This is a genomic window from Nonomuraea sp. NPDC049141, assembly GCF_040648415.1.
Classification (GTDB): domain Bacteria; phylum Actinomycetota; class Actinomycetes; order Streptosporangiales; family Streptosporangiaceae; genus Nonomuraea.
On sequence record NZ_JBEZDR010000023.1, the window covers coordinates 169,778 to 187,788 of the forward strand.

Here is an 18,011-nt window from a genome sequence, read left to right on the forward strand (position 1 = left end):
ATGCACTATGTGACTTCGCCAGACAACCATCGCGCCGGATTCGCCTGCTTCGTGGGGAGGCCGAACGTCGGCAAGTCCACGCTCATGAACGCCCTGGTCGGCACCAAAGTGGCGATCACCTCCTCCAAACCGCAGACGACCCGGCGCGTCATCCGGGGCATCGTGCACCGCCCCGAGGCCCAGATCGTCATCGTCGACACGCCGGGCCTGCACCGACCGCGCACGCTGCTCGGCGAGCGGCTCGACAGCCTCGTGCTGTCCACGCTGACCGAGGTCGACGTGATCGGCTTCTGCGTTCCCGCGAACGAGCCCATCGGCAAGGGCGACCGCTTCATCGCCGACAAGCTCGCGGCGGTGAAGAAGACGCCGGTCGTCGCCGTGCTCACCAAGTGTGACCTGGCCTCCAAGGAGCAGATCGCGCAGCAGTTGCTGGCGCTGTCGCAGGTGGCGGAGTTCGCGGCGATCGTCCCGGTGTCGGCGCAGTCGGGCGACCAGCTCGACGTGCTGGCCGAGGTGCTGACCGAATACCTGCCGGAGTCGCCGCCGCTGTACCCGGGCGGGCAGCTCACCGACGAACCCGAGCAGGTGCTGGTCGGGGAGCTGATCCGGGAGGCGGCGCTGGAGGGGGTACGCGACGAGCTGCCGCACTCGATCGCGGTGGTGGTCGACGAGATGATGCCGCGCGAGGGGCGGGACGATCTGCTCGACATCTACGCGCACATGTTCGTCGAACGGCCGTCGCAGAAGGCGATCGTGATCGGGCACAAGGGCGAACGGCTGCGGGACGTCGGGACGCGGGCGCGCAAGCAGATCGAGGCGCTGCTGGGCACTCGGGTCTATCTCGATCTGCGGATCAGCGTGGCCAAGGATTGGCAGCGCGACCCCAAGCAGTTGCGGCGCCTGGGCTTCTACGACTGAGTTTCTACGTTCGACGGCCGCGTACGAGCGACAGGACGGCGAGGGCGACCACGGCCAGCGCACAGGCCAGGGCGGCGAACCAGCCGTAGCGGATCCCCGGCTCGATCGACAGGAACCCGAGATCGACGGAGACCCCGTTGCCGACCCCGGGCGGATCGACGACGAACATCAACAGCCAGACCGTCGCCAGCACCCCCGGAATGACGGCCAGCGCGGCCACCCGCGGCCGGGCGAACAGCCCCGCGGCCCCGAACACCAGCGTGACGAGCCCGGCGACGAGCGTGTAGACGCCGAGGCTGTCGTCGATGCCCCGCATGTCGTCGGACACCCCGCCGAGGGCACCGATCTTGGCCTCGACCCCCGTCCACGGCAGGAACGCGCAGAACACCAGCAGCGCTCCGGCGACCGCGATGACGAACGCGTAGCCGCGCCGCGCCTTGGGCTTCGCGGGGCTCTGCGGGAGATGGTCGGCCACACGATCACCTTAGGACGGGCACGTGGCTCCTGCCAGGTCACCGAAGGCCACACCCTCACCCCACTCCAGACGCCGCCGCAACTCGACGGCGTCGGCGCCCAGCGCGGACACCAGCACCCCGGGCCCGGCCAGCGGCAACACGGCGACACCGTCCGCGACCACGGCCCTTGAAGCGAGTCCCTGTGTGGCCGGTTCTGGTGCGGTGGGGGTGGGTTTCGGGGTGATGAGGGTGGTGCCGATGCAGCGGGCGTCGCCGTAGACGGCTGGGGAGGCGTCCAAGGCCGGGTCGCCGACCGTGTACTCCTGTCTGAGCAGGGGGCGGCCGTCGTAGGTGGCGTCGAAGCGGGCGTGGCAGCGGCCCGGTGCCTCGCCGTACCGGCCGAAGACGATCTCCTCGCGCCAGAACACGTGCGCGCCCGCCGCCAACGTCAGCCGTACCACCAGGCGGTGGAAGCACCCGGCGGCGAGCACCGTTGGCTGGGGTGCGAAGCGGAGCGTGGCCCCCGCGCCGACGCGGGCGGTGATCACCATGACGGACTCGCCGTCGCCGGGCAGCACCAGCGTGCTCGCCACCGAGCCGACCTCGAGACTGGTGCCGGGGGCTATGTCGAGGTCGAGTTCGAGCCGGTCGCCGCCGAGCGGGCCGGCCGCCGTGGAGACCAGGTGCACGGTCCGCGGACCGGTCTGCCGCAACGTCAGTGGCGGCGCCGAACCGAGCCGGCTGACTACCGTCCGACCCCCGGCCAGCGAGGTCCCGACAGCCGCCCGAGCCACCATCGCCCGCCGCCCGACAACGCCGACGGCACGGGCCGCGCCGCCATTGGGTAGGACGGCCCCCTCGGCACCGGCCCCGTCGGCATTCGCCACGTCGGCATCGGCCGGGCCGGTACCGGCCGCGCGAACACCCGCCGCTGCGGCGCCGGCCGCGCCGGGGGCTGCCGACGTGGCTGTCTGGGCGGCTGACGTGGTCTCTGCCGCGGTGTTCGGCAGGGGTGCGCTGCTGGTCATGGGGTGGGGTGGGTCATGCCGCTGGTACGGGCTCGTGGGGCCAGGAACGGGCCTGTTCCGAGACCCAGGCCGCCACAGCCGCCGCCGAGGGGTCCTGTCTGATCGATGTGAACAGGACCGGCTTGTCCCCGCGGACCGCCGCCGCGTCCCGGGCCATCACGTCCAGGTCGGCGTCCACCAGCGGCGCCAGGTCCGTTTTGTTGATCACCAGCAGGTCGGCCGAGGTCACCCCCGGGCCGCCCTTGCGGGGCACCTTGTCGCCACCGGACACGTCCAGAACGAAGATCTGCCTGTCGGCCAGGCCACGGCTGAACGTCGCCGTCAGATTGTCCCCGCCACTCTCCACGATCACCAGGTCGAGCGGTCCGAACCTGTCCTCCAGGGTCTCCACGGCGTCGAGGTTCGCGGCGATGTCGTCGCGGATGGCGGTGTGGGGGCAGCAGCCGGTCTCGACGGCCAGGATGCGTTCCTGGTCGAGCACTCCGGCCCGGCGCAGGAAGTCGGCGTCCTCGGTGGTGTAGATGTCGTTGGTCACCACACCCAGCCGCAGGGAGCCGCCGAGCGTCCGGCACAGGGCGGCGACCAGGGCCGTTTTGCCGCTGCCCACCGGCCCGCCCACCCCGAGGCGGAGCGCCCTGTCGTGGTGGTCCGGGGCGTGGTGATGGTCGTCGTGATTGGCGCCCATGGCGGATCCTTCCTAGGAGACGAACAATCTGACCTTGGCGCCCGCATGCCGCTCGGCGAGCAGGTCCAGGGCCGGGGCGGACCTCGCGGGCAGCTCGGCCCATAGCCGGTCGGCCAGGGAGGTGCCCGGGGTCCCAGGGGACTCGGCGGCCCGGGCTGCCATGTCGGCCATGTCGGCTGTGGCCGTCGTGGCCGCTGCGACCAGCGTGGCGGTCGTGGCTGCTGTGGCGGTCGTGGCCGCTGTGGCCAATGTGGTGGCGGCTGCGGTGACTGTGGCGGCTGTGGTGGCGAGGTCCGGGGTCAGGTCGGCCAGCAGGCCGTGGACCGCTACCGGATCCAGGCCGAGCAGGCGTACCGCCGCCGTGGCCGGACCGGTGATCGCGTGGTAGGCCGCCGCCAGGGCGGCGTCCCCGGGCGACGCTCCCGCCGCCTGTGCCGCCGCGCCGAGCGCGATGGGGTGATGGGGATTCGGTACGGCCTGCGCCAGCCCGTCGAGCACGGACGACGGCCACAGGCGTCGAGCCACCCGCAGGAGCAGCCTGCCCTGGATCCTGGAGGCGTCCCGTTGGGCGGGGGAGGCGGTCCTGGCGTCGGCCTCCGCATCCAGCAAGTCCCACGACGCTCCGGCCGCCTCCGTCCGAGCCCGCCCGGCCGCCTCCCGAGCTCGCCGGGCATCTGCCATGCCGATGCCGGAGACGAGGGCGGAAGTGGAGACGGGGCCGGGGCCGCAGGTGGGGACGGGGCCGGAGGTGGGGTCGGGGGCGGCGACGGGGTCGGGGGCGGTGTCGGGTGAGTGGGTGGCGCTCAAGGCGCAGGCTGCGGCGGCGAGGGCGGCGGCGACGTGCCCGGACGTGTGCAGACGGCCCCGCAGGAAGGCGGCAAGAGACGCCAGGTCGTGGACCGCGCCCGTGGCGATCGCCTGTTCGGTGCCGCCCGAGTGGGCGTGGCCGCCGGCCGGGAGCCGGGAGTCGGTGAGAAGCAGGAGCGCGGGGTTCATCGTCAGAAGAGGAAGTAGCGCTGGGTCATCGGGAGCGTCTCGACGGGTGCGGGCTCGATCAGGTCGCCGTCCACGCGGACCTCGAACGTGTCCGAGGCCACCTCGATGCGGGGGAGCGCGTCGTTGAGCGGCATCGTGTCCTTGCCGCGCCCCCGTACGTCCGCCACGGGGACGAGGCGGCGGCGGACCGCGAGGCGGTCGGCGAGGCCGGCGTCGAGGGCGAGCGGAGAGACGAAGTGCAGCGAGGTGGCGGCGGCCGTGACGGGGGCGGCGCCGAACATCGGGCGCGGCAGCACCGGCTGCGGCGTGGGGATGGAGGCGTTCGCGTCGCCCATCTGGGCCCAGGCCACCACGCCGCCCTTGAGCACGAGGGTGGGTTTGACGCCGAAGAACGCCGGGTCCCAGAGGACGAGGTCGGCGAGCTTGCCGGGTTCGACGGAGCCGAGTTCGGCGTCGAGGCCGTGGGCGACGGCCGGGCAGATCGTATATTTCGCGACGTAGCGGCGGGCGCGGAGGTTGTCCGCAGGGCCGGTCAGCGCGCCGCGGCGGCGCTTCATGACGTGCGCCGTCTGCCAGGTGCGGATGATCGTCTCGCCGACCCGGCCCATCGCCTGCGAGTCCGAGCCGATCATCGAGATCGCACCCAGGTCGTGCAGGACGTCTTCGGCCGCCATCGTGGTGGGCCGGATGCGGGACTCGGCGAAGGCCAGGTCCTCGGGGATCGACGGGTTCAGGTGGTGGCAGACCATCAGCATGTCGAGGTGCTCGTCGAGCGTGTTGACGGTGTGGGGCCTGGTGGGGTTCGTGGAGGAGGGCAGGACGTTGGCGAACGACGCCATCCTGATGATGTCGGGCGCGTGCCCGCCTCCCGCCCCTTCCGTGTGGTAGGCGTGGATCGTCCGATCGCCGATGGCGGCCAGCGTCGACTCCACGAACCCGGCCTCGTTGAGGGTGTCGGTGTGGATCGTCACCTGTACGCCGTTCGCGTCGGCCACGGTCAGGCAGGCGTCGATCGCCGACGGCGTGGTGCCCCAGTCCTCGTGCAGCTTGAACCCCGAGGCGCCCGCCGCAAGCTGTTCGAGCAGGCCCTCGGCGCTCACCGTGTTGCCCTTGCCGAGCAGGGCGAAGTTGAGCGGGTAGGAGTCGAGCGACTCGAGCATCCGGGACAGGTACCAGGTGCCGGTGACCGTGGTGGCCTTGGTGCCCTCGACCGGTCCGGTGCCGCCGCCGACGATCGTGGTGACGCCCGCGCCGATCGCCTCGTCGAGGATCTGCGGGCAGATGAGGTGTACGTGGGAGTCGACGGCGCCCGCGGTGAGGATCTTGCCGTTGCCGCTCAGGATCTCGGTGGACGGGCCGATGACGATGTCGACGCCGTCCATGGTGTCGGGGTTGCCGGCCTTGCCGATGGCGGAGATCCGGCCGTCGGTGACGCCGATGTCGGCCTTGACCACTCCCCAGTGGTCGAGGATCACCGCGCCCGTGATGACCAGGTCCGGCGCGCCCTCGGCCCGGGTCGTCCTGGCCTGTCCCATCGACTCGCGGATCACCTTGCCGCCGCCGAACACCGCCTCGTCCCCGGCCCCAGCCGGGCCCACGGACAGGTCCTCGGTGACCTCGATGAACAGGTCGGTGTCGGCCAGCCTGATGCGGTCGCCCGTGGTGGGGCCGTACAGGGCGGCGTAGCGCGTACGGGAGATGTCAGCCATCGAGGGGGCCCGCCCATTCCGGTCGCAGGCCGGGCACCACGCGGCGCCCGGCGATCGGCACCAGGGTCACATCGCGCTCGACCCCCGGCTCGAACCTGATCGCGGTGCCCGCGGGCACGTCGAGCCGCATCCCCCAGGCGGCGTCGCGATCGAAGTCCAGCCCGGGGTTGGCGGCGGCGAAGTGGTAGTGCGACCCGACCTGTATCGGCCGGTCCGCGGTGTTGACCACCCGGACCGTCACCCGCGGCCGCCCCGGATTCAACGGGATGTCGTCGGCGGGATGCAGATATTCGCCCGGGATCAGCGGCCTGCGGCCACCGGCCGCGTCCGCGGTCACGGGATCGGCCTGTGTACGGTGACCAGTTTGGTGCCGTCGGGGAAGGTCGCCTCGATCTGTACGGAGTCGAGCATCTCGGGCACCCCCTCCATGACGTCGTCCCGGCCGAGCACCGAGCGTCCCGCCTCCATCAGATCGGCCACGGTCCGCCCGTCCCTGGCGCCCTCCATCAGGAACGACGCGATGATCGCGGTGGCCTCGGGATGGTTGAGCCGCAGGCCCCTGGCCTGACGCTGCCGCGCCACCCCGGCAGCGACGTGGATGAGCAGGCGCTCCTGCTCGTGTGGGGTTAGCCGCATGGCCGGACCCTAGGAACCGGCCGTTTCCATGATGTTGCGGGAGAATGTCGAATTGGTTTCTGGTGATACCTGCAGGCCGCGCTATCCCACCAGGGGAAGCGCCTGCGACCGGCCGAGATCGTCCCCCAGCGCCTCGAAGACCGTCAGCGCCGCCCCCGCCAGCTCTCCGGCCCGCTCCGCCGCGCCCTCCGCGTGGTTCACCCGGGCGAGGGCCAGCAGGGCGTACGCGTCGAGGAGCCGGTCGCCGAGCCGTATGGCGATGCCTCTGGCCGTCTCGGCGGCCGTCCTGGCGTCGGGGACCGCGCGCTGCGCCAGCTGTACCGAGGAGAGGTCCAGGAGCGTGTCGGCCTGCCGGTAGCGGTCGCCGAGCGCGGCGAGGTGGCCGGCGGCGGTCTGGAGGCGGTCCGCGGCCTCGTCGAGGCGGCCCGCGCGGTGCAGGACCGCGCCCAGCACGCGGAGCACGTCGGCGGCGTCGCGATCGTTCTCGGCCGCCTTGAGGCAGCTGAGCAGAGCGCGCTCGGCCTCGGGCAGCCGGCCGCGTTCGAGGTGGACGCGGCCGAGGCGCCGCCTGGTCTGGTTGACGTCGCGGGTACGGCCGGCGCCCAGGAACATGCCTAGCGCCAGCCTGAGCCGGTCGTGCGCCAGGTCCCACTCCCGCTCGGCCAGGTGCAGGTCGCCCTGGTCGCGCAGGATCAGCGCCTCGCCCATCGCGTCGCCCGCGCGTCGCGCCGATGCCAGCGCCGCTTCGATGACGTGCCGCCAGTCGTCGAGGAAGCGGTGGCGTTCGAGGTACGGCCCGAGCAGGTGGGCGAGCCGGCGGCAGCCGTCGTCGAAACCGGCCTGACGGAGGTCGGAGACCAGGCTGACCAGGAAGGCCCGCTCGGCGGCGAGCCACTCGACCGACTCCCTGATGTCCCTGGTCGCCACGAATGTGCCCGGATCGCCGGAGACCAGCGAGAAGCGCGAGGACCGTACCCGGGCCAGGACCACGTCCAGCAGCCGTTCGAGCCCGCCGGGCGCGGGCTGCTCGCGGGCGAACAGCCGGGTCAGGTCGTGCAGCCGGTAGCGCACCTGACCCGCCACGTCGACCACGTGCGTCTCCAGCAGCCCGGCGTCGACCAGCGCCTCGGCCTGCCCGCCGAACAACTCGGCCACCCAGTCCGCGAAGTCGGGCGCCGACAGCGCGCCGAGCCCGCGAAGCGTGGCCTTGGCGGGTTCGGGCAGGCCGTCGTAGCCGATGGCGAGCACGCTGCGCACGGCCTGGTCGCCGGAGCGCAGCCCGTCGAGCCGCTCGTGCTCGTCTTCGAGCAGGCCGACCAGGTAGTCGACGGTCCAGCCCGGCCGGGTGGCCAGCCGGGACCCGGCGATGCGCAGCGCGATCGGCAGCCCGCCGCAGAACCTGGCCAGCCTGCGCAGCGCCTCGTCCGCCGCCCGGCCGGAGGTGTGGACGAGCAGGTCGAGCGCGTCGCCCTCGCCGAGCACGCCCACGGACACGCGGGTCGCGTCGGCCAGCCCGCCGAGCGAGGAGCGGCTGGTGACGACCGTGGGGCAGGAGGTCAGCAGCGGCCGCACCTGGCTCTCGGACGACGCGTTGTCGAGCAGTACCAGCAGCCGGCGGTTGGCCGCGTACGTACGGAAGAGTCGCTCCCGCCCGTCGAGCGAGGCGGGGACGGCCTGGGCCGGGCAGCCCAGCCAGCGCAGGAAGTCCTCGAGGACCGCCGAGGGCGCCGTCGTCTCGCGCAGGTCGGCGTAGAGGATCCCGTCGGGGAAGCGCTCGCGCTCCCGCCAGGCGGCATGTACGGCCAGCGCCGACTTTCCCGCGCCCGCCTGTCCGTGCACCACGACCTGCCCGCCCACCACCTGATCGAGCAGGTCGGCGCGCCCGGTGAAGCCGGTCACGTCGTGTGGTAGCAGCACCGGCGGTCCCGCCGAGACGTGCAGCGACACGTCGTCGTGCAGCATGCGGTGATAGAGCAGCTGCAGATCGGAATCGGGCTCGATCGCGTGGCCGTCGTCGAGCGCCTCCCGCAATGCCGCGTACGCGTCGAGGGCCTCCACCCGCCGCCCGCTCCGGTAGAGCGCGAGCATGTACTGGCCCCGGAAGCGCTGCCAGAGCGGATACTGCCCGGCCAGCCGCCGCAGCTCGGACAGCAGCTCCCGGTGGCGGCCCGCGTCGAGGTCGAGCTGCACCCTGCGCTCCAGGGCGAGCAGCCGCAGCTCCTCCAGCTCCTCGCGCAGCCGCCGCGTCTCCACCCAGCGTTCGCCGTCGGGGTCGAGGTCTTCGAGCGCCGGGCCGCGCCACAGGGCCAGCGCCTGCTCGTACGCGCCCCGCTCCACCAGCGATCTGAAGCGGTCGACGTCGAGCTGTTCCTCGCCGATGGCCAGCGTGTACGTGCCGGACACCGTGGTGATCACATCCTTGCCGATGAGCTGGCGCAGCTGCCCGACGTACCCGCGGACCAGCGAGTCGGACCGGTCGCCGCCCTCACGCGGCCACAGCAGGTGGCGCAGCCGTCCGACGGTGAGCGGGCGGCGCGCGTTGAGCACGAACATCGCCAGCAGGTCACGGTGCTTGGGCGCGGTCGGGGTGCGGTCGCCGTTGCCGTCACGCACCTCGAGCGGACCCATGATGCGAAATTCCACGCGGCCTTCCTCAACGAGGGGAGTATCGACAAGAATTACACACTTGATGATCCCTTTGACTCCCTCCGACCCCCACCGGTTGGGCACGTACTGGCTCGCCGGGCGGCTGGGCGCCGGTGGCCAGGGCGTCGTCTACGAGGCGTACGGCGAGGCGGGGGAGCGCGTCGCCGTCAAGGTGCCCAGGGTCGACGATCCCGAGTCGCGGGCCAGGCTGGCCAAGGAAGCGGCGGCGGCCGAACGGGTGGCCTCGTTCTGCACGGCCAGGGTCATCGAGGTGGCCGAGCCGTACATCGTCAGCGAGTTCGTGCCCGGCCCCAACCTGCGGCAGGTGATCGCCGAGCACGGGCCCTACGAGGGTGACACGCTGCGGCGCCTGGCGATCGGTGTGGCGACCGCGCTGACGGCCATCCACCAGGCCGGCGTCGTGCACCGCGACCTCAAGCCGGACAACATCATCCTCGGGCCCGACGGTCCCCGGGTGATCGACTTCGGCGTGGCGCGCGAGATCGGGCCGACGACCACCGGCCCGGTCATGGGCACGCCCAACTACATGGCGCCGGAGGTCCTGACCGGGCGGGGCGCGACGGCCGCGGCGGATCTGTGGGCGTGGGGGCTGGTGGTGCTGTTCGCCGCCCGGGGTGAGGACGCGATCGCGGTACGCGACCCGGTCGCGGTGGTCGCCGACGTGATGGACTTCCACCCCGGCGACCTCGTCGGCCTCGCCGATCCGCTCGGGCCGCTGGTGTCCGCCGTGCTCGTACGGGAGGCCGCCGACCGGCCTTCGGCCCGCGACGTCCTCCTGAGCCTGCTGGGCGAGAGCGGCGAAACCGGCGGCGACCCGCTGTCCCGCGGCGGCTCGCTGGCCAGCCCGCTCAGGAGCACCGCCGAGCCCGACCTGGGCGCCATCGCGGAGGAGCTGTACGCCGAGCTCTCCGAGGCCGAACGGGCGACCGCGCCCGAGGTCCTCCTGCGCATGCTCGACGGCGACGGCTCGCTCCGGCCGGTCACCCGCGACGAACTGCCCGAGACCGAGGCCGTCGACGCGCTGCTCACCTTCTTCGGCGCGGCGGGCCTGGTGCGGCGGACCGGCGACACGTACGAGCTGGCCAAACCCGCCCTGGTCCAGGCGTGGCCCAGGCTGCGGACCTGGGTGGCCGACAACCGCGACGGCCTGGCCGTACACCGGCGGCTGGTGGAGGCGGCCCGGCTCTGGGACGGCCACGGCCGGAAACCCGGCGACCTGCTGCACGGCTCCAGCCTCGACCGGACACTCCACTGGGCGGCCACCGAGCGCAAGGACCTCACGCTGGCCAGGAAGGAACGCGAGTTCCTCGACGCCGCGGCCCGGCAGTCCCGGCGGCAGTCCCGCCGGCGCGGCATGATCGCCGCCGCGCTCGCCGTGCTGCTGGCGACCACACTGGGCGGGCTGGGCCTGGCCGAGTACCGGCGCGAGGTGAGCGAGCGGCAGCGCGATGACGCTCTCGCCAGATCGCTGGTGTTGCGCGCGGCCGATCTGCGCGACACCTGGCCGAGGGTGAGCATGATGATGAGCGCCGCCGCCTGGCGGCTGGCCCCTCTGCCCGAGTCGAGAGGCGCGCTGTATGACTCGTTGTCGCAGACCACGCTCGACTCCTTCACCGACCCCGCGGCGCGCGCGGACACCGAATACTCCCTGAGCCCCGATGGCCGGACGTTCCTCGCCTCGGCGGGCGAGCAGGTGGTGTTCTGGGACGTTCCGCGGCATCGGCGGACGAGGGTGCTCTCAGGAGTCGGTCCGGTGTCGAAGCTAGCGCTCAGCTACGACGGCCGGACGCTGGCCGTACAGGATGAGCGGCACGTACGCCTCTGGGACGTGTCCAGCGGAACCATGAAGGGCACGCCTTTCGCGGCGGGCGTGCTGCCGACCCACACCGACTCGCTGCGCTTCTCTCCGGACGGGCGGCGCCTGTTCATCCCCCAAGGCATCGACAGAGGCCGCGATGGCGCCTGGTGGGACCTGGAGACCCGGAGATCGCTCGGAATGGACGCCGTGAGCTCGGACGGTTCCCTGGGCGTCCGCTACTCCACCGGCGGCGGCCGGGCCGAGCTCTGGGACCTGCGCAGGCGGCGACAGCTCCCCGCGTCATGGCTGCCGGTGAAGACGCGGATCAAGGGTGCCGAATTCGATCCTGACGGCCGAGAGCTCGCCGTCGCCGTCTTCCATCCCGAGCTCGGCGGGGGGATCAGTTTGCTGCTCAGGAGCGTGCCCTCGGGCAAGCCGCTGCCAGGTGACCATGCGGGGCCCATGGCGGGCGCCATCGCCTTCAACGACAGGTTCATCGCGATGTGGGCCGCCGCCAGGCTGGTCGTCCTGCGGCGCTCCGATGGGTGGGTGATGGCCGACCGGCACCTCCACGCGTCGATCGACCAGCTGCGGTTCGACGGCGCTGCCCTGCGCATCATGACAGACCCGGGCACCGTCTACACGGTCGACGTCTCCTGGCTGTCGGACACCGCCCTGGTCCGGCGAACCCCCAGTGAATTCGCGCGCCTGGCGCCGGGCGGCGGCGGGCTGGCCGTCTACTCCGCCGGCCGGGCCCGGCTCTGGGCGGGCGGCAAGGAGGTTGCCCGGCCCATCGATGTCGGCGGACAGACGGGCGACGGAGCGGTGCTCTCCTTCTCTTCCGACGGCTCCCTCCTGGCAGTGGGGGGAGCGGCCAAGACGCGGGTCACCGTGCTCGATGCGCGCACAGGGGCCGTGCGCACGGCCTTTACCCTCGCTGACAAGAACGCGGGAGGAGTGAAGGGGATGGCGTTCAGCCCGGACGGCGGGACACTGGCCGTGGCCCCCGAGCGCACGGAACAGGCGGCCCCGGTGGAGCTGTGGAACCTCCGCACCGGATCCGTCAGCCGGACCACAGCGCCGGGCTCGGCCTGGATGGCCTTCAGACCCGACGGGAAGGCGCTGATCACAGCGTTCGATCCCTACCTCACGATCGTCGATCCGGTCGGCGGCGCTCCCGCAGGGCCGGGCGGGGTGCCCGGCGGGATCACCGCCTTCAGCCCCGACGGCAGGTATGCGGTCATCAGCGGGCCCGAGCGAATGACGCTGTGGGACTCCGCCTTCACCAGGGCCATCGCGTCTTTCCCCGCGATCCAGGGCGGCGCCGGGATCCCCATCTGGTCGCCCGACGGGAGCACGATCGCCACCTACGGCGGCGACGAGCGGATCCGGCTCTGGGACGTCGCCGGCCGCGGGTACCTGGGAGTCGTGTACGACGGCCTGGACTGGCAGGGAGAGTCGGCGAACGCGTCGATCGCCTTCAGCCGGGACGGGCGGACGCTCTACACCGCCACTCCGGAAGGGGTGATCAAGCGGTTCGCGCTCGACGGCGACCGGGCGCTGGCTGAGGTCTGCCGCAGGGCGGGCGGCACACTGAGCGTGGCCGACTGGCGGCGGTACCTGCCCGAGATCGAGCAGTTCGACCCCTGCGTCACCCCGTAAACACCTGATCAGTATCGGCCGGAGCTTTGGTAGTGGCTCCATGCGGCGCAGGGCGTGCTGTAGTGCTTCTTGATGTAGCGAAATCCCCATTTAATCTGGGTCCTGGCGTTGGTCTTCCAGTTTGAGCCGGCGGACGCCATGAGCCTCCCGGGATTCGCTCCAGGTATTCCGTATGGCCCTGACGGCGTTCCCGCTGTGGTGCTCCAGCGGCTGACGCGATTCCACAGCGAGACCAGGCAACCGAATTGCGACGAAGGGCTCCAGCCATAGCTGGGCATCAGGCTCCTTGCTATCCGCTGGCTCTCAGCGGCTGGAGTGGGAGAGGCTGCGTATGAAGTCGTCGGCAGTACGAGCAGGAGCGCTGAGAGGAAAATTCCGATAGCCGTGAACCGCTTTCGCATTACCTTCGCCCTTCTGTAGGTAAGGACTCGACCCCTGCATCAGCCCGTAGCCGCCCACTCCCGCGCCGACCGGACGATCTCCTCCAGGTGGCCGCTGTGGGCGCCGTGCCAGTAGACGTGACCGCAGTCCCCGCACTGCCCGTAGGCGTCGTAGCCGTGCCGGGTGCCCGCCTCCAGCAGCGGCAGCACCTCGCCCTTCGGCACCGGGGCCAGTTCGCCGTTGCAGGCCGTACACCTGGTCCACGGGCGCAGCGGCGGGGTGAATCGTTCGAGCAGGTCGCGTAGCTGGTCCTGGGGGCGTGAGCCGCGGACGTAGGCGCCCAGCCACAGCGCGCGGCGGCGCAGCAGGCCGCGGTCCTGGGTCAGCAGCACCCGGTGCTCCTCGTTCGCCTGCACCACCAGGGCCGGATCGTCCATGTCGTTGTGGTAGGCCGCGTCGAGGCCGAGCAGCCGCAGCCGCCGCGACAGCGTGCCCAGGTGCACGTCCAGCAGGAAGCGCGGCTCGCGCGGCAGCGGCTGCGGCCTGGGCACCGGCCGCACCTCGATGACGTCGCCCGCGGCGGGCTGGTAGGAGGGTCCGACTCCGCGCCCGGCGACGGTCATCGGCCCGACCTCGGTCAGCGGGATGCCGGCCGACTCCACGTGGTGTCCCAGGGTCGAGCTGCCGCCGATGGCGATCCGCTGGCGCTCGCGGCGCCGGCTCACGGGCAGGAACATCATCAACTCTGCGGAGATTCGAAGGTGCGCGTCCCGTTCGGTCACATTGTCCATTCTGCTTGATTCGATAACGTGAACCTGTGCCAATGTCCCGCCGTGTCTTTATCGCGCTCGTCGCGACGGGTGCTGCGGGCTGCTCGGACACCGTTTCGGGGCAGCCGTCGCTGCGGCTGGCGACCGGGCTGGCCGGCGGGCCGTACGGGGCGCTCGGCGACCGGTTCGCGGCCGAGCTGCGGCGCGACGGGTTCACCGTGGAGGTGCTCCAGACCGCGGCCAGTGTCCAGAACCTCACCATGCTCACCGACGGCCGGGCCGACCTCGGGTTCTCGCTCGCCGACAGCGCCGACGACGCCGTGAGCATGCGCCACCAGCCCGTCGCCGCGCTGGCCAGGATGTACATGAACTACGTGCACCTGGTCGTGCGCGCGGGTTCCGTCATCTCGGCGGCCAAGGACCTGGCCGGGCGGAAGGTGTCCATCGGAGCGGACGGGTCCGGCACGGCCGTGACCGCCGTACGGGTGCTCGAGGCCGCGGGCGTGCGTGGTCACACCGTCGTCAGGCTGGGCCTGGACATGTCGATCAAGGCGCTCGCCGACCGCGCGATCGACGCGTTCTTCTGGTCGGGCGGCGTGCCGACCCCGGCGCTCGCCTCGCTCGACGACATCAAGCTGGTCCCGCTCGAACCGCTGGTGCCCGTGCTGCGCCGCGTCTACGGGCCGGTGTACGAGAACGCGGCCGTCCCCGCGGGCGCGTACGGCGGCGCGAAACCGATCCCCACCGTCGGCACGCCCAGCTACCTGGTCTGCCGCAGGACCCTGCCGGACGAGGTCGCCTTCGCGGTCACCGAGACGCTCTTCGACGCCCGCGACCGCCTCCAGGCCCCCTCCGCGCCCGGAGGCCGCCTCGACAAGCGCTACGCCATCGGCACCGGCGTCGTCCCCCTGCACCCCGGCGCCGCCCGCTACTACAGATCGGTGTACGGCTGAGCCAGCCGCAACTCCACGACCAGCCCATGAGGTACGGCGGCCAGCAGGCTCAACGTGGCCCCGCACGACTTGGCCAGCTCGGTGGCGATGGCCAGTCCCAGCCCACTTCCCGGCACGTTGGCGTGCGCGCCCGACCGCCAGAACCGGCCCAGCGCGTCGCCCCGCTCCTCCTCGCCCAGCCCCGGCCCGTCGTCGGCGACCCGCAGCACGCCGTCGGAGAGCGTGACCGTCACCGTGCCGCCCGCGGGCACGAACTTCTGCGCGTTGTCCAGCGCGATGTCCGCCACCCTGGCCGCCGCCTCCGGCACGAGTGACATCTCCGGCACCTCCACCCGCAGGGTGAGATCCTTGGCCGGATAGACCTCCCGCCACACCGCCAGCCGGGGCCGCAGCTCGATCTCCTTCGTCTCGCTGCCCACACCCGCCTCCACCCTGGCCAGCGCCAGCAGGTCCTCCACCAGCAGCGCCAGCCGGTCGAGCTCGGCCATGGCCTCCTCGAACTCGGTGGTGCCGTCCGCGCGCAGGTGCGGCTCCAGGTTCTCCAGCCGCAGCCCGAGCACGGTCAGCGGCGTACGCAGCTCGTGCGAGGCGTCGGCCACGAACGCCCGCTGCCGCTCCATCGCGCCCGACACGGCGTCGGCCATCGCGTTGAAGCGCTCCTCCAGCCGCTGCAGCTCCGAGGGCCCCGCGCCCGGATGGGCCCGCGCGTCGAGGTGGCCTTCCGCGATGGCCCGGGTGGTGCGGTCGAGCTCGGTCACCGGGCGCAGGATCCAGCGGGCCAGCTGCCTGGCCGCCAGCACGGAGTAGCCCAGGGCGATCAGCGCGCCCAGCGCCAGCGCGCCCCAGACGAGCGAGACGTCCAGCCGCGACTGGTCGGTGCCGGCCTGGAGCAGCACCACGCCGGACAGCTGCGCGTCCCGGCCCGCCGGCTCGGCCAGCAGCACCGTCGAGGGGCCGAACGGGCTGATCGTGGGCAGGTCCTCGGTCGTCCGGCCGCTCAGGGCCAGCCGGGTCGCCTCCTGGTCGTCGCCGTCGAAGTGGCCGGCCGTGACGAGGATCGTGCCGTCCCTGTCGCGTACGCGGATGGCCGCGCCGTACAGGTCGGCGTAGCGGACGACCTCGGCCGTCAGCGCCGTACGGTCGCCGTCGCGCGCGGCCTGGTCGGCCAGTTCCGCGAAACGGGTGGCGTCGGCGCGGCGGTCGAGCAGCAGACGGTTCGTGCGGTGCGAGGCGTAGGCGAAGCCGAGCGGCACCGCCAGCGCCGCGATGAGGAACACGATCAGCGTGGTGAACGTGACCACCAAGCGGGAGTTCACGCCGTGGACCCCAGGCGGTAGCCCGTGCCGCGCAGCGTCTCGACCAGGTGCGGGCGGCCGGTCTTCGACCGCAGCCCGGCCACGTGCACGTCGAGGGAGCGGGAGGCCGACAGCAGCGGGTCGCCCCAGACCTCGTCCAGGATCTCCTCGCGGCTGCGCACCACGCCCGGCTCGCGGGCCAGCAGAGCGAGCACGTCGAACTCGCGCCTGGTCAGCGTCACGTGCTCACCCGACACGGTGACCTGCCTGGACTCCAGGTCGATGCGAACGTCGCCGACGCTCACCACGTTGTCGCGGGTCGGCATCGGCCGGGTGCCCCTGCGCATCACGGCCTCCATGCGCGCCATCAGCTCGACCGTGCGGAACGGCTTGACCAGGTAGTCGTCGGCCCCGGACCGCAGGCCGCGGAGCACCTCGCGCTCCTCCGTGCGGGCGGTCACCACGATGACCGGTACGGCCGACACCCGGCGCAGGCGGCGCAGCACCTCAAGCCCGTCCATGTCGGGCAGGCCCAGATCCAGCAGGACGAAGTCGACGCCCCCCGCCAGGCGGAGGGCGTCGACTGCCAGCCCCGCGCGCACGACCTGGTGGCCGTGGCGCGCGAGGGCCGTGGTGAGCGCGGAGGCGAGCCGATCGTCGTCTTCGACCAGAAGAACTCGCATCAGGCCAGATTAGGCCCGGACGGGGACCGACTCCGCCGCTCCCTCCCGCTCCGAGCGGGTGAGTGCCGCGTCGCGGGTCTCACGCATGGTCAGGTAGACCACAAGCGACACGGCCGCGCAACCGGAGACGTACCAGTAGAAGCCCGACTCGATGCCGGCCGACTTGAACCACAGCGCGACGTACTCCGCCGTGCCGCCGAACAGGGCGTTCGCGATCGCGTACGGCAGCGCCACGCCGAGCGCCCGGATGTGCGTCGGGAACAGCTCCGCCTTGACCACCGCGTTGATCGAGGTGTAGCCGGTGATGATGATCAGGCCGATGAGCGACAGGACGAACGCGCCGGTGAAGCCGGAGACGCTGGACAGCCCGGTCATCAGCGGCACGGTGCCGAGCATCGACCCGATGCCGAACGTGATCAGCAGCGGCCTGCGGCCGATCCGGTCGGAGAGCCCGCCGGCGAGCGGCTGGATGCACATGAAGATGAACAGCGCGGAGAAGCTGACCAGCGACGCGGTCTCCTTCGGCAGGTGCGCCGTGTTGACCAGGTACTTGGTGAGGTAGGTCGTGTAGGTGTAGTACGCGACCGTGCCGCCCATGGTCAGGGCGATGACCAGCATCGCTTCCTTCTTGTGCGCCAGCAGGGCCTTGATGGTGCCGCGCTCGCTTTTGTCGACCTCCTTGCCCTGCTCCTCCTCGTCGTACGCCTCGGTCTCCAGGAGGTTGCGCCGCAGGTAGAACACGACCGCCGCGCCCAGGGCGCCGACGACGAACGGGATGCGCCAGCCGTAGGAGTTGAGCGCCTCCTTGGTCATCGTGTTCTGCAGGATGATCTGCAGGCCCAGGCCGACGAGCTGGCCCGCGGTCATCGAGACGTACTGGAAGCTGGAGGCGAAGCCACGCTTGCCCGCCGGAGTGGCCTCCGTCAGGTACGTGGCGCTGGCCGCGTACTCACCACCCACGGAGATGCCCTGCAGGAGGCGGGCGATCAGCAACACCACGGCGCCGAAGTAGCCGACCGACGCGTACGTCGGGGCGATGGCGATCAGCAGGGCGCTCAGCGACATCAGCGTGACCGTCATGGTCAGCGCGGCCTTGCGGCCCTTGGTGTCGGCGTACTTGCCGAGCAGCCAGCCGCCGATCGGGCGCATGAAGAAGCCCACGGCGAAGATGCCCGCGGTGTTGAGCAACTGGGCCGTGCTGTTGCCTTCAGGGAAGAAGGAGGCGGCGAAGTACACGGCGAAACTGCTGTAGACGAACCAGTCGTACCACTCGACCAGATTGCCGACAGAACCGCCGATGACTGCTTTCCACGGCACGCGGGGTTGGCTCACGGTTTTACCTCCTGGGGGGAGTAGGTGCAGGCCAGAGCCTCTC

General features: G+C 71.9%; 15 protein-coding genes. 3 read left to right on the top strand and 12 right to left on the bottom strand.

What is annotated here, in order from left to right; genetic code table 11:
* Positions 1–9: 9 nt before the first annotated feature.
* Positions 10–918 carry a GTPase Era gene (gene era, locus AB0B91_RS48975; RefSeq protein ID WP_358336483.1) on the top strand — a complete coding sequence of 303 codons (909 nt, stop codon included), beginning with the start codon at positions 10–12 and terminating at the stop codon, positions 916–918.
* Positions 919–922: 4 nt separating this feature from the next.
* Here the strand turns inward: era and AB0B91_RS48980 are convergent, their stop codons facing one another.
* From AB0B91_RS48980 to AB0B91_RS49015, 8 genes are all read right to left on the bottom strand, one after another.
* Positions 923–1,393, bottom strand: a complete 471-nt coding sequence (locus AB0B91_RS48980) for a hypothetical protein (RefSeq protein WP_358336486.1) — start codon at positions 1,391–1,393, stop codon at positions 923–925.
* Positions 1,394–1,402: 9 nt separating this feature from the next.
* The gene (locus AB0B91_RS48985; RefSeq protein WP_358336489.1) at positions 1,403–2,401 is read right to left on the bottom strand and encodes an urease accessory protein UreD; all 999 of its coding nucleotides are present in this window, start codon (positions 2,399–2,401) and stop codon (positions 1,403–1,405) included.
* A gap of 13 nt (positions 2,402–2,414) precedes the next feature.
* A complete protein-coding gene (ureG, locus tag AB0B91_RS48990; RefSeq protein WP_358336492.1) occupies positions 2,415–3,086 on the bottom strand; it encodes an urease accessory protein UreG in 672 nt (223 codons plus the stop codon).
* A 12-nt stretch (positions 3,087–3,098) separates the two neighbouring features.
* Positions 3,099–4,082: an urease accessory UreF family protein gene (locus tag AB0B91_RS48995; protein ID WP_358336495.1), complete on the bottom strand. Its 984-nt coding sequence runs from the start codon at positions 4,080–4,082 to the stop codon at positions 3,099–3,101.
* Positions 4,083–4,084: 2 nt separating this feature from the next.
* Complete coding sequence (locus tag AB0B91_RS49000) at positions 4,085–5,791, bottom strand: urease subunit alpha (protein ID WP_358336497.1); 1,707 nt, start codon at positions 5,789–5,791, stop codon at positions 4,085–4,087.
* Positions 5,784–6,095, bottom strand: coding sequence for an urease subunit beta (locus AB0B91_RS49005; protein ID WP_358336622.1), 312 nt, complete (start codon positions 6,093–6,095; stop codon positions 5,784–5,786). The genes AB0B91_RS49000 and AB0B91_RS49005 overlap by 8 nt, the downstream gene beginning before the upstream one ends.
* Positions 6,096–6,124: 29 nt before the next feature.
* Positions 6,125–6,427 (bottom strand): urease subunit gamma, encoded by a 303-nt coding sequence (locus tag AB0B91_RS49010; RefSeq protein WP_219527543.1) that lies wholly within the window; start codon positions 6,425–6,427, stop codon positions 6,125–6,127.
* 81 nt (positions 6,428–6,508) lie between these two features.
* Positions 6,509–9,070, bottom strand: a complete 2,562-nt coding sequence (locus AB0B91_RS49015; protein ID WP_358336500.1) for a BTAD domain-containing putative transcriptional regulator — start codon at positions 9,068–9,070, stop codon at positions 6,509–6,511.
* A 46-nt stretch (positions 9,071–9,116) separates the two neighbouring features.
* On the opposite strand from AB0B91_RS49015, the gene AB0B91_RS49020 reads away from it, so the two are divergent.
* Entirely contained in the window at positions 9,117–12,554 is a 3,438-nt protein-coding gene (locus AB0B91_RS49020; RefSeq protein ID WP_358336625.1) for a serine/threonine-protein kinase, read from the top strand.
* Positions 12,555–12,994: 440 nt separating this feature from the next.
* On the opposite strand, the gene AB0B91_RS49025 is transcribed toward AB0B91_RS49020, so the two are convergent.
* Entirely contained in the window at positions 12,995–13,726 is a 732-nt protein-coding gene (locus AB0B91_RS49025; protein WP_358336503.1) for a Mut7-C RNAse domain-containing protein, read from the bottom strand.
* A 32-nt stretch (positions 13,727–13,758) separates the two neighbouring features.
* Here AB0B91_RS49025 and AB0B91_RS49030 point away from each other — a divergent pair, with 32 nt between their 5' ends.
* Complete coding sequence (locus AB0B91_RS49030; RefSeq protein WP_358336505.1) at positions 13,759–14,658, top strand: TAXI family TRAP transporter solute-binding subunit; 900 nt, start codon at positions 13,759–13,761, stop codon at positions 14,656–14,658.
* On the opposite strand, the gene AB0B91_RS49035 is transcribed toward AB0B91_RS49030, so the two are convergent.
* The 3 genes from AB0B91_RS49035 to AB0B91_RS49045 are packed head-to-tail and all read right to left on the bottom strand — an operon-like array spanning position 14,637 to position 17,968.
* A complete protein-coding gene (locus tag AB0B91_RS49035; protein WP_358336508.1) occupies positions 14,637–15,974 on the bottom strand; it encodes a HAMP domain-containing sensor histidine kinase in 1,338 nt (445 codons plus the stop codon). The two genes, AB0B91_RS49030 and AB0B91_RS49035, sit on opposite strands and share 22 nt — an antisense overlap.
* Positions 15,971–16,636, bottom strand: coding sequence for a response regulator transcription factor (locus AB0B91_RS49040; protein WP_214638399.1), 666 nt, complete (start codon positions 16,634–16,636; stop codon positions 15,971–15,973). Before AB0B91_RS49040 ends, AB0B91_RS49035 begins: the two co-directional genes overlap by 4 nt.
* Positions 16,637–16,645: 9 nt before the next feature.
* Positions 16,646–17,968: an MFS transporter gene (locus AB0B91_RS49045; RefSeq protein ID WP_358336511.1), complete on the bottom strand. Its 1,323-nt coding sequence runs from the start codon at positions 17,966–17,968 to the stop codon at positions 16,646–16,648.
* Between the last annotated feature and the right edge of the window lie 43 nt (positions 17,969–18,011).

Coding starts and splice junctions, on each gene's coding strand:
- AB0B91_RS48985 (WP_358336489.1), bottom strand. CDS start 2,401: ATGACCAGCAGCGCACCCCTGCCGAACACCGCGGCAGAGACCACGTCA.
- ureG (WP_358336492.1), bottom strand. CDS start 3,086: ATGGGCGCCAATCACGACGACCATCACCACGCCCCGGACCACCACGAC.
- AB0B91_RS48995 (WP_358336495.1), bottom strand. CDS start 4,082: ATGAACCCCGCGCTCCTGCTTCTCACCGACTCCCGGCTCCCGGCCGGC.
- AB0B91_RS49000 (WP_358336497.1), bottom strand. CDS start 5,791: ATGGCTGACATCTCCCGTACGCGCTACGCCGCCCTGTACGGCCCCACC.
- AB0B91_RS49010 (WP_219527543.1), bottom strand. CDS start 6,427: ATGCGGCTAACCCCACACGAGCAGGAGCGCCTGCTCATCCACGTCGCT.
- AB0B91_RS49020 (WP_358336625.1), top strand. CDS start 9,117: ATGATCCCTTTGACTCCCTCCGACCCCCACCGGTTGGGCACGTACTGG.
- AB0B91_RS49025 (WP_358336503.1), bottom strand. CDS start 13,726: ATGGACAATGTGACCGAACGGGACGCGCACCTTCGAATCTCCGCAGAG.
- AB0B91_RS49030 (WP_358336505.1), top strand. CDS start 13,759: ATGTCCCGCCGTGTCTTTATCGCGCTCGTCGCGACGGGTGCTGCGGGC.
- AB0B91_RS49040 (WP_214638399.1), bottom strand. CDS start 16,636: ATGCGAGTTCTTCTGGTCGAAGACGACGATCGGCTCGCCTCCGCGCTC.